At 67.8% G+C, this 23638-nt stretch carries 22 protein-coding genes; 13 read left to right on the top strand and 9 right to left on the bottom strand.

Annotated elements, in window-relative coordinates; genetic code table 11:
• Window positions 1-103: 103 nt before the first annotated feature.
• The 4 genes from E1295_RS11675 (at window position 104) to E1295_RS11660 (ending at window position 3378) form a co-directional block, all read left to right on the top strand.
• Window positions 104-850: an alpha/beta fold hydrolase gene (locus E1295_RS11675; RefSeq protein WP_132630267.1), complete on the top strand. Its 747-nt coding sequence runs from the start codon at window positions 104-106 to the stop codon at window positions 848-850.
• A gap of 153 nt (window positions 851-1003) precedes the next feature.
• Window positions 1004-1474: a hypothetical protein gene (locus E1295_RS11670; RefSeq protein WP_132630266.1), complete on the top strand. Its 471-nt coding sequence runs from the start codon at window positions 1004-1006 to the stop codon at window positions 1472-1474.
• A 97-nt stretch (window positions 1475-1571) separates the two neighbouring features.
• Window positions 1572-2117: an RNA polymerase sigma factor gene (locus E1295_RS11665; protein WP_132630265.1), complete on the top strand. Its 546-nt coding sequence runs from the start codon at window positions 1572-1574 to the stop codon at window positions 2115-2117.
• A 34-nt stretch (window positions 2118-2151) separates the two neighbouring features.
• On the top strand, window positions 2152-3378 hold the full coding sequence (locus tag E1295_RS11660) for a hypothetical protein (RefSeq protein WP_132630264.1): 1227 nt from the start codon (window positions 2152-2154) through the stop codon (window positions 3376-3378).
• Window positions 3379-3402: 24 nt separating this feature from the next.
• On the opposite strand, the gene E1295_RS11655 is transcribed toward E1295_RS11660, so the two are convergent.
• The 8 genes from E1295_RS11655 to E1295_RS11620 all read right to left on the bottom strand — a co-directional run bounded on the left by E1295_RS11655 (window position 3403) and on the right by E1295_RS11620 (window position 13280).
• Entirely contained in the window at window positions 3403-5598 is a 2196-nt protein-coding gene (locus E1295_RS11655) for a hypothetical protein (RefSeq protein WP_132630263.1), read from the bottom strand.
• Window positions 5599-5759: 161 nt separating this feature from the next.
• On the bottom strand, window positions 5760-6890 hold the full coding sequence (locus E1295_RS11650; RefSeq protein WP_181957975.1) for a cytochrome P450 family protein: 1131 nt from the start codon (window positions 6888-6890) through the stop codon (window positions 5760-5762).
• Window positions 6891-6966: 76 nt separating this feature from the next.
• Window positions 6967-8511, bottom strand: a complete 1545-nt coding sequence (locus E1295_RS11645; RefSeq protein ID WP_132630262.1) for a hypothetical protein — start codon at window positions 8509-8511, stop codon at window positions 6967-6969.
• A gap of 216 nt (window positions 8512-8727) precedes the next feature.
• Window positions 8728-9513: an HAD-IIA family hydrolase gene (locus E1295_RS11640; protein WP_220448664.1), complete on the bottom strand. Its 786-nt coding sequence runs from the start codon at window positions 9511-9513 to the stop codon at window positions 8728-8730.
• A gap of 120 nt (window positions 9514-9633) precedes the next feature.
• Window positions 9634-10392, bottom strand: a complete 759-nt coding sequence (locus tag E1295_RS11635) for a creatininase family protein (protein WP_132630261.1) — start codon at window positions 10390-10392, stop codon at window positions 9634-9636.
• A gap of 10 nt (window positions 10393-10402) precedes the next feature.
• Window positions 10403-11176, bottom strand: coding sequence for a RidA family protein (locus tag E1295_RS11630; protein WP_181957974.1), 774 nt, complete (start codon window positions 11174-11176; stop codon window positions 10403-10405).
• Window positions 11177-11274: 98 nt separating this feature from the next.
• Window positions 11275-12423, bottom strand: a complete 1149-nt coding sequence (locus E1295_RS11625; protein ID WP_220448663.1) for a mandelate racemase/muconate lactonizing enzyme family protein — start codon at window positions 12421-12423, stop codon at window positions 11275-11277.
• Window positions 12420-13280, bottom strand: a complete 861-nt coding sequence (locus E1295_RS11620; protein WP_132630259.1) for an SDR family NAD(P)-dependent oxidoreductase — start codon at window positions 13278-13280, stop codon at window positions 12420-12422. The genes E1295_RS11625 and E1295_RS11620 overlap by 4 nt, the downstream gene beginning before the upstream one ends.
• Before the next feature lie 441 nt (window positions 13281-13721).
• Between E1295_RS11620 and E1295_RS11615 the strand changes: the two genes are divergently transcribed.
• From E1295_RS11615 to E1295_RS11600, 4 genes are all read left to right on the top strand, one after another.
• Window positions 13722-14900, top strand: a complete 1179-nt coding sequence (locus tag E1295_RS11615) for an ABC transporter substrate-binding protein (RefSeq protein WP_166427188.1) — start codon at window positions 13722-13724, stop codon at window positions 14898-14900.
• A complete protein-coding gene (locus E1295_RS11610) occupies window positions 14897-15850 on the top strand; it encodes a carbohydrate ABC transporter permease (protein WP_132630257.1) in 954 nt (317 codons plus the stop codon). The genes E1295_RS11615 and E1295_RS11610 overlap by 4 nt, the downstream gene beginning before the upstream one ends.
• Before the next feature lie 22 nt (window positions 15851-15872).
• Window positions 15873-16790 (top strand): carbohydrate ABC transporter permease, encoded by a 918-nt coding sequence (locus tag E1295_RS11605; protein ID WP_166427187.1) that lies wholly within the window; start codon window positions 15873-15875, stop codon window positions 16788-16790.
• A gap of 142 nt (window positions 16791-16932) precedes the next feature.
• The gene (locus E1295_RS11600) at window positions 16933-17709 is read left to right on the top strand and encodes an IclR family transcriptional regulator (RefSeq protein WP_166427186.1); all 777 of its coding nucleotides are present in this window, start codon (window positions 16933-16935) and stop codon (window positions 17707-17709) included.
• A gap of 29 nt (window positions 17710-17738) precedes the next feature.
• Here the strand turns inward: E1295_RS11600 and E1295_RS11595 are convergent, their stop codons facing one another.
• On the bottom strand, window positions 17739-18863 hold the full coding sequence (locus tag E1295_RS11595; protein ID WP_132630254.1) for an epoxide hydrolase family protein: 1125 nt from the start codon (window positions 18861-18863) through the stop codon (window positions 17739-17741).
• Between the two features lie 112 nt (window positions 18864-18975).
• On the opposite strand from E1295_RS11595, the gene E1295_RS11590 reads away from it, so the two are divergent.
• The 5 genes from E1295_RS11590 to E1295_RS11570 all read left to right on the top strand — a co-directional run bounded on the left by E1295_RS11590 (window position 18976) and on the right by E1295_RS11570 (window position 23633).
• Window positions 18976-19449, top strand: a complete 474-nt coding sequence (locus E1295_RS11590; RefSeq protein WP_132630253.1) for a MarR family winged helix-turn-helix transcriptional regulator — start codon at window positions 18976-18978, stop codon at window positions 19447-19449.
• Window positions 19450-19605: 156 nt separating this feature from the next.
• A complete protein-coding gene (locus tag E1295_RS11585; RefSeq protein ID WP_246079981.1) occupies window positions 19606-20157 on the top strand; it encodes a methylenetetrahydrofolate reductase C-terminal domain-containing protein in 552 nt (183 codons plus the stop codon).
• The gene (locus tag E1295_RS11580) at window positions 20154-21119 is read left to right on the top strand and encodes a methylenetetrahydrofolate reductase (RefSeq protein WP_132630251.1); all 966 of its coding nucleotides are present in this window, start codon (window positions 20154-20156) and stop codon (window positions 21117-21119) included. The genes E1295_RS11585 and E1295_RS11580 overlap by 4 nt, the downstream gene beginning before the upstream one ends.
• Window positions 21109-22599, top strand: a complete 1491-nt coding sequence (locus E1295_RS11575; RefSeq protein WP_132630250.1) for an SAM-dependent methyltransferase — start codon at window positions 21109-21111, stop codon at window positions 22597-22599. The genes E1295_RS11580 and E1295_RS11575 overlap by 11 nt, the downstream gene beginning before the upstream one ends.
• Window positions 22599-23633, top strand: a complete 1035-nt coding sequence (locus tag E1295_RS11570) for a uroporphyrinogen decarboxylase/cobalamine-independent methonine synthase family protein (RefSeq protein WP_132630249.1) — start codon at window positions 22599-22601, stop codon at window positions 23631-23633. The genes E1295_RS11575 and E1295_RS11570 overlap by 1 nt, the downstream gene beginning before the upstream one ends.
• The last annotated feature ends 5 nt before the right edge of the window (window positions 23634-23638 follow it).

Below are 23638 nucleotides of genomic sequence, written 5' to 3'. Positions count from 1 at the left end.
CGTACGAACCGGCGGTCACGGACAGGTCGGAGCCGCCGAAGCGTTCTTGACATCCCGCGGCCGGGCCGGCGTCACGCCGCCGGACCGCTGAAAGGATGCGGGCGTGTATGTCTACGAAACGGGTGACGCGGACGCTCCTTCCACCATTCTGCTGCTGCACGGCGGAGGGGTCGCGGGATGGATGTGGCGTCCGACGCTGGAGCGCCTCCCGGCGACGGTACGAGTGATCGTTCCCGACCTGCCCGGCCACGGCCGCAGCGCGGACGAGACGTACCGGTCGCACGAGGAGACCGCGCGAGCCGTGGCCGGAATGCTGGAGGAACGCGCACCGGGCGGCGCGCTGGTCGCGGGGTTCTCGTTAGGAGCGCAGCTGGCCGTGCTGCTCGCCGCGACCCGGCCCGACCTCGTCACCGGCGCCGTCGTCGTCAGCGCGCAGGCCAGACCCCTCCGCTTCGCCCGTACGACCTTGGGGCTGCTCGCCGCGACCGCGCCGCTCGCGCGGCGACGGTGGTTCGCGCGGCTCCAGGCGAAGCAGCTGTTCATCCCGGACGAGCTGCTGCCCGACTACGTTCGCGACAGCGCCCGCATGAGCCGTGAGAATCTGCTCGCCAGTGTCGGCGAGAACCTCCGTTTCACCGTCCCCGCCGGCTGGGCGGGCTTCACGGAACCGGCCCTGGTGATGGTGGGGGAGCGGGAACGGAAGCTGCTGCACGATTCCGCCCGCGACCTCCACGAATCCCTTCCCGGCAGCCGGATGACCTCCGTGCCGGGATGCGGCCACGGCATTCCTCTGCAGCGCCCCGACCTGTTCGCCCGGGCCCTGACCGACAGGGTTCAACGACGGCCTTAATCGATTTTCGGCACCCGTACGATGAAAGCAATTAATCGTCATACGTGCAGAATAAAAAAGTTCGAGAGAATCGCGAACCTATCTCCCGGAGGCGCTATCTAATCCACACGTACGGCACACATAAAAAAATGAGACCCGGAAGGGCATCCACGAATGCGATCGAAGCTGGCCACCCTGTTCCTCGCCACGCTCACCGCCGGCGGCTGCGTCCTCGCCGGCGCCTCGCCCGCCTCGGCCACGTCGCACTACGGCAAAAGCAAATGGATCAGCGCCGAGCGCGGCTGGCAGCACGCGGGCGTGTACGTCGAACCCGGTGACAGGGTACGGATCCGCTACGTCACCGGCCGATGGACGGTCGACCACCGCAAGTTCCCCTACGTGTCCTCGGCCGGATACCCGAGGCACATCGACCGCAGGATCTACCAGCCGTGCAAGGTCCTCAGCAGGCACCCTCACGGCTCGATGATCGCGAAGATCAACGGCGACCACTACAGGGTCGGCCGCAGGGCTCTGATCGAGGCGCGCGAGTCGGGCTTCCTGCAACTGCGCGTCAACGACGCCGACGGCTGCCTGCGCGACAACGACGGCTCCGTCCGGGTGAAGATCACGGTCGCCGACCACTAGACGACGGTCTCCTCCAGCAAGATCGAGCGCGGGCCCGGACGGGTGAGAAAGTTTGGGTCGGGTGGTAATCGACAGGCGGCCGGCGGGACTACTGGGTGTGGACGATCCCGAAGAGCGATTCACCATGCTGTACGACCGGTACTACCGGAACGTGCTGGGCTACGTGCTGCTCCGGGTCGAGCAGAACGTGGCCGAGGACGTGTGCAGCGAGACGTTCCTCGTGGCCTGGCGCCGGCTCGACGACCTGCCCGAGCAGGTGCTGCCGTGGCTGCTCGGCGTGGCCCGCAACAAACTCGCCAAGCACCGTGAGGTGCGCCACCGGCGCACCGGCCTGGTGGAGCGGATCGCCGCGCTGACCAGTGAGCGGGAGCACGTCGCCTGGGACGTCGCCGAGCACGTGGTGGACCGGGAGCAGGCCATCTCCGCCCTGCGCGCCCTTCCCGAGAAGGACGTGGAGGCGATGATCCTGGCCACCTGGTACGGCCTGACGCCCGATCAGGCGGCGACGGTCGTGGGCTGCTCGGTACGGGCGTTCAACGTCCGGCTGCACCGGGCGCGCAAACGGCTCACCGGCAGGCTGCACCAGGAAGCGGGAGCCGCGCGACGACCGGTGCGAGGGACCCGGTTCGCCGAGGAGAGCTGACGTCCGCAGCAGGACCCACCCGTAGGGGGAAGACATGACCGATCGTATGTTCGCCCGGCTCAAGCCCGACGAGCTGGACGAACTGACCGAGGAGAGCTACCGGCGGCGCCGTCGCGAGGACCTCGCCCGGACGTTTTCCAGCACCCGCAACCCGACACCCGCATGGAGAGCTTTCATGGCCCGCCGTCCGATGTTCCTCCTGGCCACCGGCACGGTCGCCGCGGTCGCGGCCGGCGCGGTCGTCGTCTCCACGGGCGTGTTGTCCGGCGCGCCCGCCGGCAGAACCCCGCCGGTGGCGGCGGAGAGCACCCCGAGCGGCACGACCGGCGGCACAGGGGCGTCGCCGGCCGCCACGCGGGTCGACGCCCGGTCCTTCCTGCTCGCCGCCGCGGACACCGCGCTGCGCGAGCCCGCCGCGTCCGGCCACTACTGGTACGTCCGCCAGCGTACGACGCATCCCACCTTCCACTGGCCGGAGAAGTTCTGGACCGGGGTGCGCGAGCTCCAGCGCCAGGAGCAGGCGGAGGTCGACAGGACCGGCGCGAAGGACGACGAGCTGGTGGCCATCAACGAGAAGTACAACAAGAAGCTGGCGCGGCTGCGCAAGAGCATCTACCCCGACGGGCCGCCGTACAGGGCGTACGTCGTCGAGTCGGAGGAGCGGTGGCGGCCGAAGCGGGCGGGCGGCACCCACCGCGTGAAGAGCGAGGACCGCGAGGTCGTCTTCCCCACACCACAGGACGAGGCCACGTGGAAGAAGGAGGGCGCGCCGAAGTTGCTGGAGGACAAACCCAGGAGCGTCGACGACGACCTCCCGCGGCCGCTGTCGATCTCCAACATGGACATCACCATGCAGAACGTCGGCGACCTGCCCAGGTCGAAGAAGGCGCTGGCCGGCCGCCTGCGCGCCCGCTTCGCCGAGCTGCCGGGCCCCGGCAAGGAGTTCGACGTCTATTTGTGGCAGACCGGCGTCGATCTGATGACCGCGCCGACCACTCCCGGCACCCGGGCGGCTCTCTTCCGGATCCTCGCCGACCAGCCCGGCATCACCTCAAGCGGCCAGGTCGAGGACACCGCAGGGCGTAAGGGGGTCGGCCTGGCGGTCAAGAGCGGCGACGGGACCGAGTTCCAGCTCGTCATCAACGAGGACACCGCCGAGCTGCTGGAGTACGCGGTGGTGGAGAAGGGCGAGGACACGGCGCGGGTGACCTTCGAGGAGTTCGGCTGGACGGACAAGCTGGGCCGGCGCCCCCACCGCTAGCCGGCCCCGCTCGTCACGAATCCCTCACCGCCACGGCAGGAGAGCGGCGTACGGCGGCACGCCCTTGCCCTTGGTCCCGTCCTGCAGCACGGTCTCCGTGTCGGCCTTGAGCCCTTCTATCAGGGCTTGGGCGATCTGCTCGGCGCGCTCCTCCTCGGCGACCTTCTGCGCCGCCGGCCAGATGTCGGAGTCGAGTCTGCTCTTGGCGCGGCCGAGGATCTGGGCGAGGGCGACCGAGAACGAGTAGAGCCGGCAGTCCTTCCAGATCCACTTGCCCTCGTACCTGGTCTCCGCGTCCATGTCCGGGCCGATGAGTTCGAGCATGGTTTGGAGCTCGCCCTTGAGGGCGCACAGGTTTCCGAGGTTGCTCAGGTCGATGTGCAGGCACAACTGCCCTTCGCCGCCCTTGCCGGGCGTCTGGTCCTCGCTGGGGCGATCGAGCGGGCCCCACTCGTTGGAGTCGCGGGGGCCGGAGTTGAAGTTCCGGCCGGAGAAGGAGCCGGTGTAGGTGTCGCTGGCCCAGCGGTTGTCGAGGAAGACCCACCAGCTCAAGAGGGCCTGCCACATGATCTTGTACGCGAGGAGCATGCGCCGCTGCAGCGAACGGAGCCGGTCGGGCAGGCCCTCCTCCAGCTCGACGAGTCCCTGCAGCTTCGCGTATGCGCGGATGTCGGCGTCGAGGGCTTTGATGTCCTCCTCGACGGACTCGACCACCCCCGGGGGCAGGACGAGGTTCGTGTAACACCGCTCCCATTCCGCGAGTTCGAGGTCGAGGTTGTAGTAGACGTAGTCCTGGTCGTGGCCCTGCTTGTAGATGCGCAGGCTCGTCTCCACCGGCGAGCAGGTGACGATCTGCGCCGGGTAGCCGATGGCCGGGGAACTCCCCGAGGTCGCCTTGCGCAGGTCGGGCATACGATCGAGGTTGCGCGGCAGGTTGCTGATCTCGACGAGCGCGATCGGCCGTACGAAGCCGTGTGTCTTCGCGGTCAGCGCGTGCGCGGCGGCCTTCTCGTACATCACGGCGAAGTTGAGGAAGTCCGCGATGGCGATCTCGTCCCCGCCGTACGCGTTGCAGAAGCCTATGTTGCGCCAGCTTCCCGCCGTGTCCGTGCCGGTGTCCTGCGAGCCGGGGTAGGCGAAGGGGAAGTCGGTGGTGGTCGTCTCACCGAAACGTGCTCGCATTCTCCCGACATGGGTGAGGACGCGAGCGGTGGGCGAGCCGATGTGGTCGGGGTCGGCGCCGACTCCTTTGGTGCAGAACACCAGGGGCGTCTGCCCCTCCACCGCCTTGTCGGGGACGACGGTGAGGAAGTCGTCCCGGCCGTGGGCATTGGACCGGTGCAGGTAGACGCCGGTCGAGCAGAAGGTCGGATCCTCGACCGGCCTGGGGACGACCTCGTACACCTGGAACTTCGAGTCCTCGTGCCGGAACCTCCTGGACTCCATGCGCAGGTCCTTCGACAGCCGCTGGATCCAGCGGTCGTCCACGTCGCCGGGCTCGGGCTCATAGAACCCGCGGTCCTTGCCGTGCAGCGGGGAGACCAGGAAGAGACCCCAGTACGACGGGTGCAGCCGCTGCACCGGAAGCGTGGGCGCGCCGGCGCTGAGGATGACCTTGCCCAGCGTGACATGTGACTTCTTGCGCACGTCGGCCAGAGGTGGATCGTTCCACAAGGGTACGGTGCCCAGATCGTCGCGGCCCAGGCAGTACAGCAGGAGCTGCTGTTGCCGCTTGGTGGGCTTGCCCGCGATCCACTCGGGGTGCGCCTCGCGCAGGTCGCCTACCCACAGGGTCTTGAGCAGTTCCTCGTAGTCCTGGTAGCCGTCCAGCTTGGCCGTGGGATGGGCCTCCAGCCACAGGACCGCCGCGTTGTGCATGAGATGGCCGTGCCGTTGCGCGTCGATCATGAGGGCGCGCTTGTATTTCGCCGGTTTCACTGGATCGGTGACGTCCTTGAGGAACTCCTCGCCGATGGCCAGGTAGTCGGCCAAGCCGGCCTCGTACTTGTCCCTAAGGGCTTTGTAGGTGTTGTCGTAGTGCTTCTGCGCGGCTGCCAGTTCCGCCTTCCTGGTTCGGTGCAGGTAGGTGTCTTTGTCGTAGGTGTACGACAGGCCCGGCCGCGGGTTGGCCACGGTGAAGGAGAATCCCTCCGGCTGTTTCTGCAGCGTTGTGAGCGTGTCGACCCACTCCCGGTGATCCTCGGCCCACCCTAGGTACACGGTATAAGCAGTCGTCGGTCCGGACATGATCCACGCTCCCGCCTCGCGCCGATGGTCGACGCGAACGTACCTCCGCCCCCTGCCCCTGCCAAGAAGCCCGTTCGCCGCTGTCCGGATTCGGCCACGCCGCATCCGTTCGCGGGCGGATGGATCACGGTTGTTCAGTGATCGCTGCCGAGAAGCCGGACGGGCAGCCGGGTCACGCCACGCTGGAAGTCGGATCGCCGGCCGACCTGGTCGGCCGGCACGTCCAGCTCCAGCCGGGGGAAGCGCGTCATCAGCGCGGTGAAGGCGATCTGCGCCTGCAGGCGGGCCAGCGGCGCGCCGAGGCAGTAGTGGAGGCCGTGTCCGAAACCCAGGTGCGGGTTCTGCGCACGGTCCAGCCGCACCTCGCCGGCGTGCGCGAAGCGGGCCCCGTCACGGTTGGCCTCCGCCAGGCTGACCACCACCCGGGAGCCGGCGGGAATGGACTGGCCGCCGAGCTCGATCGCCGTGGTGGCGGTTCGCTGCGTCGTCCTCGCGACCGGCGGCTCGTACCGGATGAACTCCTCGACGGCGGCCGGCAGCAGCTCGGGCTCGGCGCGTAGCCGACTCCATCGGCCCCGCTCCTCCAGCAGCAGGAACGTCCCGTTGCCGATCAGGTTGACCGTGGTTTCATGGCCGGCCACGAGCAGCATGAACACCATCGACGTCAGCTCGTCCTCGGACAGCCGGTCGCCGTCCTCACGCACGGCGAGCAGGGCGCTCAGCAGGTCGTCGCCGGGTTGTGCGGCCCGGTCGGCCAGCAGGGCCCGGATGCGCGCCAGCACGCTCGCCAGCACCTCGGGCATCTCGTGGTGCCGGGCCGGACCGGCGGCCACGACAGCGGACCACTCGCGGAACTCGACCCGGTCCTCGGCCGGCACACCCAGCAGCTCGCAGATGACCTGGAGGGGCAGCGGGTAGGCGAACGTCTCGATCAGATCGACCGTCTTGTGGGCGGCCATCGCTTCGAGCAGACCGGCGGTGATCTGCTCGATGCGCGGGCGCAGCGCCTCGACGCGGCGGGCGGTGAACGCGGACGAGACCAGCCGGCGCAGGCGCGTGTGGTCCGGAGGGTCGAGGAACATCATCATGCGTAACATCGCGCTGGTGAGCTCCGGCGTCAGGCCGAGTTCCTCAGCCTTGAGCACCTTGGACAGACGCTGGTCCGACAGCGCCTGCCGGGCCTCCTCGTAGCCGGTGACCAGCCAGGCCGACGTGCCGTCGGGTAGCGGGATCGCCTCGACGCCATGGCGCGGGTTGGGGGTCACTGCATCTCCTGACGTCGCCTGCCCAGGGCCGTTGCGCAACCGCGTCCTGGACAGATTGGCCATCAGCATCAATCCGTCAGGAACCGGGATCTACGCCTGCTGTTCTACCAGGATCACCCGCGTCGTGACGGCCCGGACGATCACTGGGCGCTTGCTCGCGGGCGAAGAGCCAGCCGAGAGCCGCGGCGAGGAGGGGAAGTCCACCCACGACGGCTGTGATCGCCGGCCAGGGCGTCTCGAACGGTACCCGTGCCGGCTCGTCCCACGTGGTGGACATCGTCAGCGGCCATCGCAGTGACATCCCGGCCGGACACCCGATGACGGCACCGAGGACTGTCCCGCACAGGGCGCTCATGCCGGCGCGGGAGGCGCGGAACCACCGGAAGGCAGCAGCCGATCCGCTACTTGCCCGCCTCACGACCCGGGCCTGGCGTGCGTTCGCGGCCTTGCCGAAGCCGGACATCAGCGCGCACGCGAGGGCGGCGAGGAACGCCGCCGCGGCGACGGGCAGCCACCCGATCGAAGCCTCGAAGCCCCGTTCGACGTGGATCTTCGCGACCGCGTCGTCCAGCCGATCGTCGAGGCGTTGCTGCTCCTGGGCTGTGACGCGATGGAGGGTGGGGTCGACGATCAGCTCGCTGGGTCGGAGTGGATAGCCGAGATCCCGGACGATTGTCGAGGGGACGAAGATGGTTTCCATGTGCGGGTCGGAAGCCCTGGCGACAACTGCCTGAACGGTCTTGGTCTGGATGGTTTCGTCGTTCGCGTGGTGCTCGTAGTGCAGCACCACCGAGTCGACCCGCACGTCGGCTGACGTGATCACCACGACCGTACTCTCGTCGTACGGCGTCGATCGATCGCCTGTGAGGTATCGCAGCAGCTTCTCGTCACCGATGGCCTGATCCCCATAGACGGCATCCTCCGGCATTCCGACCTGCTCGGCCATGGCACGAAAATGCCGGCCTGCCTCCGGAACGGCCTCGCTCTGGGCGATCGGCACGCCGGGCAGTTCCCGCTCCATCGCCGCTCGTACGGTGGCCGCGTCCGCGGCCGGGAAGGGCCCTGAGTACGCGGGGCTCGGCAGGACCAACAAGCTGCCGGGCCTGCCCAGGGGAAGGTATTGGGCCCTGCTCTGCGTCGTTTCCCCGACCGCGATGACGGTCAGCGCGAGGCCGGAAGCCGTTGCCATCATGGTCAGCGTGATCGCGAGCACAGCGTGGGCGCGACGATGGGCCAGATCGCGGACGGCCAGGCGGAAGGGCGGCGACAACCGTTCCGCGAACGGGCCGAGAGCCTCCAGCAGCCACGAAGGCAGCGGGCCCAGACCGGCGGCGAGCAGACCCGCACCTGTGAGGGCGATCAGCAGCGCCCTAGAGGACTCGAGAACGCCGTAGCGTAAGTCCTCACGCGCCAGCCACGCGCCGAGCCCCATCAAGCAAACGCCCGCGAACGACGCGAACAGTCCCAGGACGACGAATCTCCGGCTGATGAATGCGTGGCGGTTGGGCGGGGCGGAGAGCAACGCGGCAGGAATGGTCCCCAGCACAATCATCAGAGGAAGGCACACGAACGCGGCGACGATCAGCGCCATAAAGGCGTAAAACACGGGTTCGAAAGTCATGGCGGAATAGTAGTGAGCCGCCGCCACGGTGGCGTATACGCAGGCGCCGGTTTTTGCGAGGGCCTCGCGCAAGCGTCCCTGGGCGCCGGTCGGCACGGGAAATCCCGCTGACCGAAAGTCGGTCGTACTTCAAGAAATGTCATGCCGGTGCACGTGCCATCCGGACCCGAACCCTGTGCCCATCCCGGCCGGCCCGCCCTGGGTCTCAGCGGCGGGTCAGCCGGCCTCCGGGCCGGGGAGCCCCACCAGGGACGGCAGCGCCGCGAGGTCGCTGAGGACGAAGGTCGGCTGGTCCGGTGCCGTGTGAAGGTCGGTCGGATCGGTCACACCGGTCAGGACGAGTGCTGTGTCCAGGCCGTTGCGCGTGCCCAGGCGAACGTCTGTGTCGAGCCGGTCTCCGACGACGAGCACCTCATGAGCGGCGGCTTGCAGCCGATCGAGTGCGGCGTGCGCCATCATGGCCGACGGCTTGCCCACGACGACCTCGACCTGGCGGCCGACGGTGACCTCGAGAGCGGCGATGATTCCCCCGCAGTCCGGCACCTCTCCGTCGTCGACGGGACAGGTCGGGTCGGGGTTCGTGGCCACGAAGCGGGCTCCGGCCCGCAGCGCGCGGAACGCCTCCATCCACTTGCGATAGTGGAACGTACGGTCGAACGAGGCCACGACCACATCCGCGTCGCGGCCGCTGTCGACGAGACCGATGCCGTGCCCGGCGAATTCGGCGTGCAGGCTTGACTCGCCGATCAACAGGACCTGTGCGCCCGCCGCCTCGGCCAAGAGCCAATCGATGACCACGCCACCAGAGGTCAGCACGTCTTCCGGCGCCGCAGCCACGCCCAGTGTCCGCAGTCGTTCGGCATAGGCTGCCGAGGAGCGGGTCGGGTTGTTGGAGACGAAGAGAACCGGCACGTTCGCCGCGCGCATCCGCCCCAAGGCCTCGACGGCTCCCGGTAGCGGCCGACCCGCTCGATAAACGGTGCCGTCGAGGTCGCAGATCACGGCCCGGTACGCCCCCCGGGGCGGCATGGTCCGGCCTGGACGACTGCGCTCGTTGTCGCCTCGCACGGGGTTCCTCTCGTCAGTGGTGGCCCGGAAGCCTTACGCGGACGCCCTCTGCTCTCACCGGCCCACCATGGATCGGACGAGGTCCACCAGGCGCTGTGTGACGATCTCGCTGATCTGCTGCCCCTTCTCGGCGGAGGCGGCCCGGGGGTCGCCGAACACGCCCGTGGAGGAGACGTCGGCGAATCGGCGGTAGATGATGGCGCTTCCCGCGCGGAGCATGTCGCTGGTGTCCCAGCTGAACCAGCTCTTGTTCTCGCGCGGCGGTATGGCGGACTCGTCAACGAGTTGGGGGGCGATGGCCAGCAGCAGCGAGGTTTCGAGTTCGCACGCATGACCGACACCGCCTGGGCCGGTCGTACTGATGGCGAGCAGGTCCTCGGATGCGACTTGCCACCACGCCGTCCGGACGATCCTGCACTCGGGCCGACTGTGCCCGAGCTGTTCCAGGGCGACCTGGGCGATGCCTTCGTTGCCACCGTGGGCGTTGAGAATCAGCAGGCTGGCCATGCCGTGCCGCAGAACCGAGTCGGCGGTCTGCACGATCTGGTGCAGCAGGGTTTCGTGCGTCAATGACAAGGTGCCGGGGAAGTCGTCGTGGTGCTTGGAGTAGCCCACGGAAATGGTGGGCAGGATCAACACGTCGTCACCGAGGCGTCGGTCGACTTCCTGACAGAAGTGGTCGACGAGGATACGGTCCGTCGCCAGCGGCAGGTGTGGCCCGTGCTGCTCGACCGCGCCGAGCGGGAGTATGACGGGCAGGGACCTGTCGACCGTGGCGAGTCGTGCCGAGGTCAGCTGTTCCCAATACGTCATGAGATGGCTCTCATCGTGCGACCGCCCACATCTCCACTTCGACGAGGAGCCCGTCGAGCAGGGCCGCTCCGACCACTGTGCGTACGGGGCAGGGTTCCGGCATGTACGACCGGTAGACCGAGTTGAAACGGTCCCAGGTCGCCATGTCGGTGAGATAGGCGTTCACCTTCACGACGTCGGAGAGCGTGCATCCAGCGAACGCCAGTTGGCGCCGGCAGTTCTGGAGAGTGAGATGAGTCTGCTCTTCTACGTCATCCCCCACGATCGAGCCGTCCGGCATGATCGCGGCCTGGCCGGACACCACTACCAGGCGGTCGGCGCGCACGCTCAGGACCGGGGAGTAAGGCCCGGCGGTGACATGTTGAGTGGCATGGGCGGGGACTTCCTTCGCGTGGGACGCGCCGGACCTGTCGCCCATCGGGTTCGGCAGCCGGCCGATGAACCCCCTGATGCGCCAGCGGCCGGCGTCCTGCCGGCAGAGGTAGAGCGTCTGCCAGTTGAGGTGCACCACCCCGCCGTCGCGGCGGCGGATCGTCCCGTCGAGCTTCTTGTGCGCGACAGCGTTTCCCTCGTGGATCTCGATGTCCCGGAGCGTCGTGACCTCCCGCAACCCGGCCTCCAACGTGTCAGCCGGAACGGCCGCGCTCAATTCCGCGCTGCCCGCCGACCAGGAGTCACGGTAGGCGGCGAGATTTCCCCCTGCTCTCCAGGAATCGGGGTTCGACGATGTTCTGGCGTCGATGGACATGAATTCCGACGCGCTGACATAGTCGGCCTCGACCATGGTCCACTCGTTGCGGACGTACGCGGTGATGTCGCGGTCGACGAGCATCGTCCAGATCGCGGCGCGATCCGGATCCGCTGGGAACGGATTTTCTGGGGTCACTGCGGCAGGTACTCCTTCTCGGCTGTCCGGAACTCGATGCGGGCCTGCTCGTCGAGCTCGACGCCGAGACCGTCTCCGTCTGGAAGAAACGCGTAGGGAGGCTCGATCCGTAGTGGCCGGCGGAGAAGGTCGTGTGACCGGATCAAGCGTCCGAAGATGTCACTGGGCTGGACGCACGCTCGTGCGGCGGCGCAGGAGTGGAGATAGGCGGCTTCCGCGATACCGAGGTCGACCTGCGATCCATGCCAGGTCGGCATGTTGAACAGGTCCGCGGCATGGTCGAGGCGGCGGAAGTCGCTCAACCCCGCGGTGAAGTTGAACATGTCCGCGGTGCCGCTTCGGAATATTGCGACGGCTTCGCTGCCGCGGTCGGAATACTGCGGATAGGCGAGCGATATGTGGCGTGCCAGCGGTATCGGGACGGCGGATCGCAACCGTGACCACTCATCGAGCATCCAGTGCGGGATCGGATCCTCCAGGCAGGCGACATTGCCTATCTCGGCAAGGGCCAGCCCGATGGCGCGGGCTTCGGAGAGGTGTTCGAAGCGGCCGTTGGGATCGAGGACGACCGACATGGTGGGTGCCCGCTCGGCGATGGCCCTGCACCACGCCACGACGTCGTCCTCGATCGAGCATTTGAACTTCACGGAGGTGAAGCCCGCGGACGCGAAGGAGCGGACCAGATCGCCGACGTCGTCCACTGTGCGGTGGCTCGACCACGCGCTCACCGCGACCCGGTCGCGCAGTGGTCCGCCGAGCAGGTCGACCACCCTCAGGGCGTGGGATCGCGCGAACGCATCCCAGATGGCCATCTCGAAGCCGTCGAACTCGTGGACGCGAGGAAGCGGCACGTCCTGCAGGGTCACCGACCGCAGGTCCAGACCCACCAGCGCGGTGGCCAGCGCGTCCACGGACTCCCAGTCGTGCGCGCGGTACAGCTCGCCGAGGCCCACCGTCCCGTCTCGCAGTTCGAGTTCGAGGATGACCTTGGGCATCTCGTCGAACTGCACGGACCAGCTTGCCGCACCCTTCCACGGTTTGTTGTGCAGCGGGCGGTGGATCGACGGTGAGTCGATGACTCCGGGATGCGCGGGCACGACGACCTCGGTCGCGCGGATCCTTGAGATCTGCATGGGATTGTTCATGGCGTGTCCGGGCCTTGCGCACGTAGCGTCGCCTGCCGTTCTCGATCGGCATAGATGCGAGCGCTCATGTCGCCGTTGTAGAGCCGGGCGGTGAGCCCGGCATCGATGGTGATCACCTGGCCGGTGATGCACCGGCTCTGCTCCGACAGAAGAAACCGCACGGCCCAGCCGCAGTCGATCGGCTCGATCGTCCTTGGGAGCACCTGCTCGCTGTTGGTGTGCGTGGCGATCCATGAGGCGTCGTGCGCGGGATAGCCGGGCGGCACCAGATCCCGGTTGATCGGGACATATCCCGGCGCTATGGCGTTGCAGCGCACGCCGATCGATCCGAACTCGACGGCGCAGGCGCGGGTCAGCCCTTCCACCGCGGCCTTGGCACTGGCGTAGATGGCGTATCGGCCGATCGTCTTCCCGGCATGGACCGACGAGACGTTGACGATGGCGCCCGGCCGGCCGTGCGCGGCCGCTGACCGGGCGAAAGCCTGGCTCATGAGCCAGACGCCCCGGAAGTCGATGTCGACGATGCGGTCGAACTCGGCCTGGGTCGCGTCGAGCATCGGTGTGATGAGCCCGACGCCGGCATTGTTGACAAGTCCGGTCAGGGGTCCGGCGCGGTCGATCGCCTCGGTGAACATCCGCGCCACGTCGTCCGGCCGCGAGACGTCCCCGACCACTCCCACCGCGCCGGGGTAGCGACGCACCGTTTTCCCCACGTGCTCATCGAGCACGTCGTTGATGACGAGTCGCGCCCCTGCCGCATGGAGCGCGTCACACACGCCGGAGCCGATTCCGGGGCCGGACGCCCCGGTGACGAGGACCGTGTGGCCGGTGAGGTCGTGAGCGGGCGCGGCGCTCATGTGCTGCAGCAGGAACGATGCCCGCCGACGATCGCGGTCCGGACTCCAGCACGAGACACCCTTGATCCTCTCGCCGCAACATCTAAATTGTCCCGTTTTCTGGGACAGTGGACCATTATAGGCGGTACGGAAGTTGAGTCAATGATGTGTGGGCTCTCGTCAATGACGGCAACGTGAACAGAAAGTAGCGTCCTTCGGACGTCCTGGGCAGGGCGTTGACACGGGCCGCAAGCACCGCCTAGCTTCAAGCCCCCGGGAAACGGTCCGCTGTCCCACTAAATGGGACGCGTTGAAGGGAAAGCGCCCATGCAGATGCGACACCGGCGCCGCCGCGTGAGGGCTGCCGCCCTCGCGCTCACCGTCTCACTTGGACTGTTCGGTTCAGCCTGTTCCGCCGACGACTCGGGGGACGGCTCCGCTCAGGAATTCACCTATTGGTCGATGTGGCAGGAGAAAGAGCCGCAGGCCAAAGTGCTGGCGAAGGCGCTCTCCGACTTCGAGAAGGAGTCCGGCATCAAGGTGAAGGTCGAGTGGCAGGGGCGCGACAATGTCACGAAGCTCCTGGCGGCGCTGCGTACCGACGACGTCCCCGACCTCATCGATCAGCAATACTTCACGGTCAGCAACGCGATCGTGAAGAATGATCAGTTCAAGGACCTGCGCGACGTGCACGCCATGGAGATACCTGGCGAAGGCAAGACCGTCCGCCAGGTGATCCCGGAGAAGTACGACCAGTTCACGACCACGGCCGACGGCGCCCAGTTCCTGATCCCGTACGAGGTGATCGGCTACTCGATCTGGTACAACGCCAAGACCTTGCCCGACGTCGCCGACAACCCGCCGAAGACGTGGCAGGAGTTCGCCGACGTGCTGGCCAGGTCGAAGGCGTCCGGCCGCAACCCGATCGCCCTTGACGGCGACATCGCCGGGTACGCGGAGTTCTGGACGGCGACGGCACTGTCCCGGACGCTCGGGCCGGGCGGCTTCTACAAGCTCGTGTCGGACAAGCAGGCAAGCGGCTGGAACAACCCCGGCGTCCGCAACGCGCTCGCCGCCATCGCCGACCTCGCGAAGCAGAACTACTTCATGCCGGGGTACGACAGCAGCAAGTTCCCCGCCATCCAGACGAAGTGGGCGCAGAATCAGGCGGACTTCCTCTACATGGGAAGTTGGGCTCCGACCGAGACCGGCACGCTGGCGGCACCCGGATTCACGTACCGGTCGTTCAACTTCCCGACGTTCGGAAGCGACGAGTCGTTGCCGGCGAGCGTCATCGGATTTGCTGTCCCGAAATCGGCGGATCACTCCGAGGCGGCGCAGAAGTTCATCGCGCACTTTCTCCACAAGGAACGACTGTCCAAGATCTCCAGCGAGGCGAACAACCTCACCCCCCGATCGGATGTCGAGGTGCCCAAGCAGTTGGAGGACGTCAATGAACTTCTGCAGGAAAAGCAGCTGAGCAAGATCACTGACGGAGTTCTCGGCGACTTCTCGGACTTCGACAAGAAGGTCTTCCAGCCGCTGAACCTCCAGCTCATGACCGGAAAGATCACGCCGGACGAGTTCATCGACCAGATCACCACCGGTCAGCGCGACTTCTGGGCGGGACATCGCTCATGACGCTCGCGACCCCTCCTGTGGGTGAGCCACGCCACCGGCGCGGCTCACCCCGGAGCGCGGGGGCCTTCGACCGGTCGCGCCGACGGTTGTATCTGCCCTTCGTCGTTCCCGCGCTCGTGTTGTACCTGGCCTTCGTCATCGGCCCGACCCTCGCCGCGCTGTGGATCAGCTTCCACCGGTGGGACGGCGTGAGCGAGATGCGGTGGAACGGCCTCGGCAACTATTCCGCGCTTTTCGACGATCCCACCTTCCGCACCGCGCTGGTCAACACCCTCATCATCCTGGTCGTGGCCGGCGCCGCCATCTTCGGCATCAGCTTCGTCCTGACCATGATCGTTCGCGAGATGCGCGGGCGGTCTTTCATCCGTTCAGTGCTCTTCTTCCCCCACATCGTGTCCGCCATCGTGCTCTCGATCGTGTGGGGCTTCATCTTCGAGCACAACGGTACGGTCAACACCATCCTGTCCAAGGTGTTCGGGACGGAGCCGATCCCCTGGTTGAACTCCGACAATCTCTTCCTGATGATCCTCATCGGCACGGTCTGGATCTCCACCGGCCTCTACGTCACCATCATTCTGGCGGCCGTCGACCGTATTCCCCGATACTTCTACGAGGAGGCGCTGCTGGCGGGCGCGAACGCATATCAGCGACTGCGGTTCGTCACGTTGCCGCTGTCCTGGGACGTGATATCGGTTGCGGCCATCTTCTGGACGATCAGTTCATTGAAGATCTTCGAATTCATCTACGCCTTCGGCGGAACGACCAACGACATGCCACCGCCGGCCGTGTGGAACTCTGCGCTCTTCGTCTACGGCGAATCGTTCGGCGGGAGGAGCCCGTCGTACCTCTTCGGTTACGCCTCCGCGTCGGCCATTCTCATGCTGGTGCTGTTCACCGCCCTGATCGTCGTGCTGAGGCGCCTGCTCCGGAGGGATTCCATTGAATTCTGAGAAGTCAGGCGCGCAGGCCGGGGTGTTGCAGCCGCACAGCGATGCCCCGGTCGTCCGGGAGGGTCATGACCCACGTCCTTCCGGTGGACGGTCCCCGCTCGCCAGAACGGCGAGGGCCGACCCGCTCCGCACTCTCGGCCGGGTCCTGGTCTGGGCCTTCGTCAGTTTCAACCTGTTGGTCTTCGCGTTCTTGATCTTGTCATCGTTCAAGACCACCACGGACATCTTCAGGGCGCCCTGGGGGATTCCGAGCTCGCTCAACCTGGCCAACTGGACGAACGCGTGGAACGAGAGCGGCTTCGCCCGTGCCACACTCAACACGGCCGGGCTCGCGCTGGGGGCTTCCTTCTGTACCTTGGCGGTCTCCGCCCCCGCCGCATACGTGCTCAGCCGCATCCGCACCCGCTCCGCCGGGCCGCTCAGCGTCTTCTTCGCGCTCGGGCTCGGCATCCCGGCGCAGGTGACCGTCATCCCGCTGTTCGAAATGATGTCGAAAGCCGGCCTGGTCAACAGCCTCCTGGGTCTCTTCATCATCTACACCGCGACGCACGTGCCCTTCACCGTGTTCCTGCTGACCGGATTCATGCGCACTCTGCCGCGCGAGATCGAGGAGGCAGCCGCGATCGACGGGGCCTCTCCGTTCAGGTCCTTCTGGCAGGTCATGCTTCCCCTGGCCCGCTCGGGCCTTGTGACCGTCCTGATCCTGAACATCATCTCGATGTGGAACGAGACGCTGCTCGGCATTGTCTTTCTGCAGACCGTGGAGAAGTACACGGTTTCCCTGGCGCTGCTCAACTTCTTGTCGAGCATGCAGTTCTCGGGCGCCGACTATGGCGGGCTGTTCGCCGGAGTATGCATTCTTGTTCTGCCCATGCTGGCTCTGTACCTGTGGTTGTGGCGAAGAATTATCGAGGGCATCACCCTCGGGGCGGGGAAGTGATCGGGGCGCCGCGAACGACGCCGAGTGCGGCACCAAGCCTGCGCGAAGCCGACGGTCGCCCCGGCCTCTACCGGTACGGCGCCGGTCGCCCCCCGCAAAGCCCAGGTGCCATAATCACAGCAGCCTGCTGCGAGGGAGCAACATGAACGAATCCGTCCGCAAAGCTGCGGATATCCTGTCCACCCTCGCCGATGTCGGCCGTGACGCCAGCGCCCGCGAAATCGGCGTTCTCCTCGACCTGCCGAAGAGCACCGTACAACGACTGCTGCAGGCGCTGGAGCAAAGCGGTCTCGTCCGCCAGGATGCCGCCTCTCGCAGATATGGCCTCGGCCCGAAGACCCTGACCCTGGGCATGTCGTACCTGGACCGCATCGACGTTCGCTCCCAGGCCCTGCCGCACATGATGCGACTGCGAGACGATCTTGACGAGACCATTGCGCTCGCGGTGCGCGTGGGACATTCCCGGGTCTACGTGGAGCAGGTCGAGTCGCGGTCCGGGCTCAAGGCGAAGGCGGAGGTCGGCCGACCGTACCCGTTGTGGGCCGGCGCGGCCGGGCGGGTCTTACTGGCGAGCCTGCCACGCGAAGAACTCATCCGCTTCACCCTCGACGTGGGAGACGCGGCATTCACCCACGTAACCCCGCCGACGTTGAACGGGCTTCTCGCTCAAATAGAGGAAACACGCCGACGCGGTTACGCCTGGGCGTTTGAAGAAGCCATGCGAGGCGTCCACACGGTCGCCGCACCCATCCCCATCTCCATGTCGGAGGTAGCGGCACTGAGCGTCTCCGGACCGTCGACCTGGTTCGACGAAAGCCGCATGAAGGACGCAACCGGCCCTCTGATGGACGCGGCCCGAGCAATTTCCTCGTCGATGGGATACACCAATCCCCTACCGAGTGCTGGCAAGAGGGAATAGCCATCGCGCGCGGCCATGATGCTCTCCCATCAGACAGAGGTGGCCACGCTTGAGCCGCCGGTGACCGGCGCGGCCCGCAGCGCGGTGAGAAAGAACGTCCGGACATCCTCGGCGAGCAGTTCCGGCACCTCCATCGCGGCGAAGTGGCCGCCGCGGTCGAACTCCGACCAGTGCCGGATGTCGTACAGGCGCTCGGCCAGGGCTCGTACCGACTGGGTGATGTCGTGCGGGAACACCGCCACGCCGACCGGTGCCGGGCACCGTTCGGTCCGGCGTGGAGCGTCATGGTGCAGCCGTGCCGAGGAAGCCGCGGTGGCGGTGAGCCAGTACAGCGAGATGTCGGTGAGCATGCGCTCGTCGCTGATCGGCGAGCGTGGATCGGTCCACTGGGCGAAGCGCTCGGCTATCCAGACCAGCTGGCCGACCGGCGAGTCGGTCAGCGCGTAGCCGATGGTCTGCGGGGTGAGGGCCTGCAGGGTCTGGTACGGGGGACGGTCGGCCATCAGCTGCCTGACCTTCTCCAGCCGGGCCTCGTCCGTTGCGGACAGTTCGATGTCGGCATCCGGGACCGGGCGGGTCGGAAGGTAGTTGACGTGCACCCCGACCACCTGCTCGGAGGCCACCGCGCCGAGCGCCAGGGAGATGCCCGCGCCGAAGTCGCCGCCCTGCGCGCCGTAGCGCTCGTACCCGAGCCGGCGCATCAGCTCGGCCCAGGCCCGCGCGACCCGGACGATGTCCCAGCCGCGCTCGTGGGTCGGGCCGGAGAAGCCGTAGCCGGGGATGGAGGGGATCACCAGGTGGAAGTCGTGTGACAGCGGCTCGATCACGTCGAGGAACTCCAGGAACGAACCGGGCCAGCCGTGGGTGAGGATCAGCGGGAGCGCGCCCGGCTTCGAGGATCTCACGTGCACGAAGTGGATGTTCTGGCCCTCGATCTCGGTGGTGAAGTGCGGGAGCTCGTTGAGCTGGGCCTCGTGCTCGCGCCAGTCGTAGCCGGTGCGCCAGTAGGCGGCCAGGTCCTTGAGCCGCGCCAGCGGGAAGCCGTAGTCCCACCCGGCCCCGGCGACCTCGTTGGGCCAGCGGGTGCGCGACAGCCGGTCGGTCAGGTCGTCGAGAGCGGCTTGGGGGATCTCGATGCGGAAGGGCTTGATCATGTTCCTCTGCTCCGGGGGTTCGTTCGCTGATTGAACGTTCGGACGACTAACGTTTGTCCGAGGAACGATAGCACAATCGTTAGTACTCCGAACGATTGGCTAGACTTGCCCCATGAGTACCGGGGAGACGGCCACCCCATGGGAAGGCTTGCCCAGCTGGCTGCTCGGCCAGGCAACCACCCATGCACAGCGGCTGGTCGGCGACGGATTCTCGTCCGTCGGCGCCCGCGGCTACCACTACCGCCTGCTGGCGACGCTGGAGGCGTACGGCCCCGCCAGCCAGGCCGCGCTGGGCCGTCGCAGCGGCATCCACCTCAGCGACATGGTCGCCGCGATCAACGAACTCGCCGAGGGCGGACTGGTCGAACGTACGCCCGACCCCTCCGACCGGCGACGCAACATCATCACCCTGACCTCGGCGGGCAGACGGCAGCTACGGCGGCTGGAGAAGCGGCTGGCCGAATGCCAGGACGAACTGCTGGCCCCACTGTCACCCGACGAGCGCCGGCAGCTGACCGACCTGCTGTCCAGGCTGCTGCATCACCACAACCGGCGAACCGGCCCGACCGAAGAACCCCGGCGCTGACCGGGAAGCCGCCCTGTGGGTCGTCACAAGGAACGGCCCCTCAGCGTTGGTGCGCGGGCCTAAGACACACGTTGAGCGCTCTGGCAGCCTCGATCTCAGCGGTTGAACGACATTCACCGGCGTCGACGGTGAGCCGTCAGCCAGAGGGAGTTGATCGTGGGCTTCGGCGAGCAGCGTGCGGGCGGTGGCGACTGGCCCCGCCCCGTGGTCCCCCGGATCGGGGCTCGGCTCAGTTACGGCCTGCACCGTGTCCTCGCCGCCAACCTCCTGTACCGGAGGCTCGCGGCCTGGCTCGAACGCGGGCGGCCGGCGTACCGGTGGTTCACCCGGGTGGAGCGGGTGGCGAAGGAGCAGCTGTACGGATGCCGCATGTGCGGCCAGTGCGCACTGCCCGACACCGGCTACACCTGCCCGATGACCTGCCCGAAGCAGCTGCGCAACGGTCCCTGCGGCGGCGTGGCGGCCGACGGCCGCTGTGAGGTGCATCCCGATCTGGTCTGCGTCTGGGTGACCGCGATCGAGCGGGCGCAGGGGGCGGGGCACGGCGCCGACCTCGATCTGCTGCAGCGCCCGGTCGATCACCGCGAATGGGGCCGTAGCTCGTGGGTGAACTACTGGCAGGGGCGTGACGACGGGCTGGGGGTGGCGTACGGCGAGGACGATCCGCGCCCGCTGCTGCGACGCGAGCTGGGGTTGAGTCCGCGATGAGCGGGCTGCGTGCCGCGTTCGAAGCCGGCAGGTTCGCCGTCACCGCCGAGATCGGCCCGCCCGGAGGAGCCGACGCGGAGGCGGTCACCCGTAAGGCGGAGCTGCTGCGGGGCTGGGTCGACGCCGCGAACGTCACCGACAACCAGGGGGCGAACGTCCGGATGTCGAGCCTGGCCGGCAGCCTGCTCGCCCAGCGCGCCGGCGTCGAGCCGGTGATGCAGCTGACCTGCCGCGACCGTAACCGCATCGCCCTGCAGTCGGACCTGCTCGCGGCGGGCGCCCTCAGCATCCCGAACGTGCTGCTGCTGACCGGCGACCACCCCCGGTTCGGTGACCACCCCGAGGCCAAGCCGGTCTTCGACCTCGACGGGGTGCAGCTCGTCTGGACCGCGCGCACCCTGCGGGACGACGGCGTGCTCCTCTCCGGCAAGGCCGTACCCGCCCGCCCGGCCTGGTTGATCGGCACGGTGGAGAACCCGTTCGCGCCGCCGCCGCGGTTCCGGGCCCGCCGGCTGGCCAAGAAGGTGAGCGCGGGCGCGGAGTTCGTCCAGACGCAGTACGTGTTCGACTTCGAGGTGTTCGAGCGCTGGATGGCGGACCTGCGGGATCTCGGCGTGACCGACCACTGCAAGGTCATCGCCGGCGTCGGCCCCATCCGCTCGCTGCGTGCCCTCGACTACATGCGCACCGCCGTGCCCGGCGTGCACGTTCCCGACGAGGTCGATCGGAGGTTGCGCGGGGTCCCCGCCGGCCGGGTCGCCGAGGAGGGAATCAGGATGTGCGCGGAGGCCGTGCAGCGGCTCGCCACGATCCCCGGCGTCGCGGGCGTGCACATCATGGCGCTCGGCTTCGAGCATGGCGTGCCCGACATCCTGCGGCGGGCCGGCATCCCCCGGCCGCCGGCCGCGCTTCCCGATCACCACCGCCACCACCCCATGGAGGGCATCGGACATGCTCGTTGACTTCCGGCCCCACGCCAAACTCAGCGGTACGAGTCCCCTGGACCTCATGACCTCGCTCGCGCCTGTCGTCGAGGCGTTGCGGGAGGTCGCCACGGACCTCGGCAAGGTCCGGCTCGTGTGCGACTGGGTCCAGTACAAGTCGAACTTCCGCGAGGTGGTCGACGTCAGGCCGATCCTGCTGCGCCCGCAGCTGAGCGCGGGACCCGGCCCCGCCATCGTGCCCCTGGGTGTCCGGGACGACGCCATCGAGGTCGCGGTCGACGTACGACGCAGTGCCGGCATGTCCCCTGAGGAGGTCACCGCAGCCCTGCGGCGGCAGAGGGGAAGCGTCCGGGTCCCGCTGGAGGACTGGGGGCCGGGCAGCGGCAGTTGTGTCTGGGAGTTCAACGCCCGCTACTGGAAGGATCTGGGCCTCTGGGAGGAGTCCACCGGCCGGGGATACGAGCAGGCGCTGCCGGGCGGGGAGAGCGACGCGCACAACCGGGACGCCGCGCGGGACGTGATCCGTGACCTCTTCGAGGTCTGGGACCAGCTGTCCGACGGCGACGCCCTGCCCGAGGAGCTCTACGTCGTCGAACTCGGGGTGGGCAACGGCAGTCAGGCGAAGGTCTTCCTGGACGAGTTTCGCGCCCTCGACGCCGAGCACGGGCGTGACTACTACCGGCGCCTGCACTACATGATGTGCGACTACTCCCAGCACGTGCTCGACCTGGCCCGCGAGGCGGTGGGCGAGCACCGGGCACGGATCAGCTCGTTCGTGCTGGACGCCACGGCGCCGTGCACCTCGCTCGGCTTCCTGAAGTACAAGGTCTTCCTCGTCTACGTCTCCAACGTCTATGACAACCTGCCGACCGACGAGGTCGTCCAGCTGGGCGGGCGGACCTACTGCGTGCAGGTCCGCGCCTACCTCGACGACGCCGGCGTGGCCGGGCTCGCCGAGTCGGCGGGGGTCACGGTGGACGAGCTGCCGGCCCTGGTGCACAAGCTGCTGCGGCTCGGGCCGGCGCTGCTGGCCGAGGCCGATCCGGCCCGGTTCGCCGACGCGGACGCCGCCGTCGCCTTCTGGCGGGCGGTGTGGGACCTGGTCAGGCTGGAGGAGAGGTACGTCCCGCTGGCCGGGCTCGACCTCTACGCCCTCACGCCGGAGTTGAGCGGGGAGGTGCTGCGGCCGCTGCTCGAATCCGGCGCCGACATCCGCATGCACGTCAACAACGGGGCGGTGGCGAGCTTCGCCGACAGCCTGAGACTGCTGCATCCGTTCGGCAGGCTCGTCTGCCATGACCTGTTCGTCACCGACGTGCAGGCGTACCGGACCAACTTCCGGGGCCCCGGCAAGTACGAGGGGTCGGTCGTCAACTGGGTGAACGGGCCGCTGCTGGCGCACGTGGGCCGGCGCAACGGCTTCGACGTGCACTACGCGCCCTTCGCGCACCGGGTGGGCGGCAACATCGTCACGATGACGGCGCAGGTGAGGGACTGATGTCCGACCTGATGAGCGGGCTGCCGCTGCTCCCCACCAGTGTCGTCGGCTCCTACCCCGTCCCTGAGTGGATGGAACGGTTGAAAACCGACTACTACCGGGGCCGGATGAGCTACGCGCAGCTCCAGGACCTGCACGACATGGCGATCAAGGCGGCGCTCCGGGACCAGGAGCTGGCCGGCATCGACATCGTGTCCGACGGCGAGCTGCGCCGCGACAACGACATCGACTACTTCCTCGCCAGGATGCCGGGCATCGACATCCCGCAGACGGCGAAGGACTTCTCCTTCGACTACTACGACGCCAGGGTCACCGAGCGGCTGCCGGTCACGGACACGGCGCCGCTGATGCTGGCCGACGACTTCTCCTTCACCGCCGGGCAGACCTCGGACCCGGTCAAGTTCTCCTTCACCGGGCCGTTCTCACTGTCGCGGCGGGTACGGAACGAGGCGTACGACGACCCAGGCGAGCTCGTGCCGGCGATCGCGCGCGTGCTCAACGCCGAGGCGCGCGCCCTGGCCGCGCGCGGTGCGCGGCTGCTGCAGATCGACGAACCCTTCCTGGCCGGCTACCCCGGCGAAGTGAAGACGGCGATCGAGGCCGTCAACATCGTCACCGAGGGCGTCGACGTCACCTGGGCGCTGCACGTCTGTTACGGCAACCGCTACGCGCGCCCCTCGTGGGAGGGGCACTACGACTTCCTGTTTCCCGCCGTGCTCGACGCCGAGGTGGACCAGCTCGTCCTGGAGTTCGCGCGCAAGGGCTACGCGGATCTGCCGGTGATCGACAAGTTCGGCTGGGACCGCACGATCGGGCTCGGCGTCATCGACGTCAAGTCCTCCGACGTGGAGACCCCGGAGGCGGTGGCGTCCAGGATCCACAGCGCGCTCGACCTCGTCCCGGCCGAACGGCTGGTCATCAACCCCGACTGCGGGCTGCGCAACATCTCCGCGCCTGTCGCCAGGGCCAAGCTCGCGGCCATGGTCGCGGGAGCCGCCGCCGTGCGGTCCGAGCTGACCGGCGCCCACCCCTGAGCCCG

Origin of the sequence: Nonomuraea mesophila (assembly GCF_004352805.1) — a bacterium.
Classification (GTDB): Bacteria; Actinomycetota; Actinomycetes; order Streptosporangiales; family Streptosporangiaceae; genus Nonomuraea; species Nonomuraea longispora.
The sequence above is the reverse complement of the archived record's forward strand: the minus strand, read 5'-3'. Positions and strand labels throughout refer to the sequence as shown.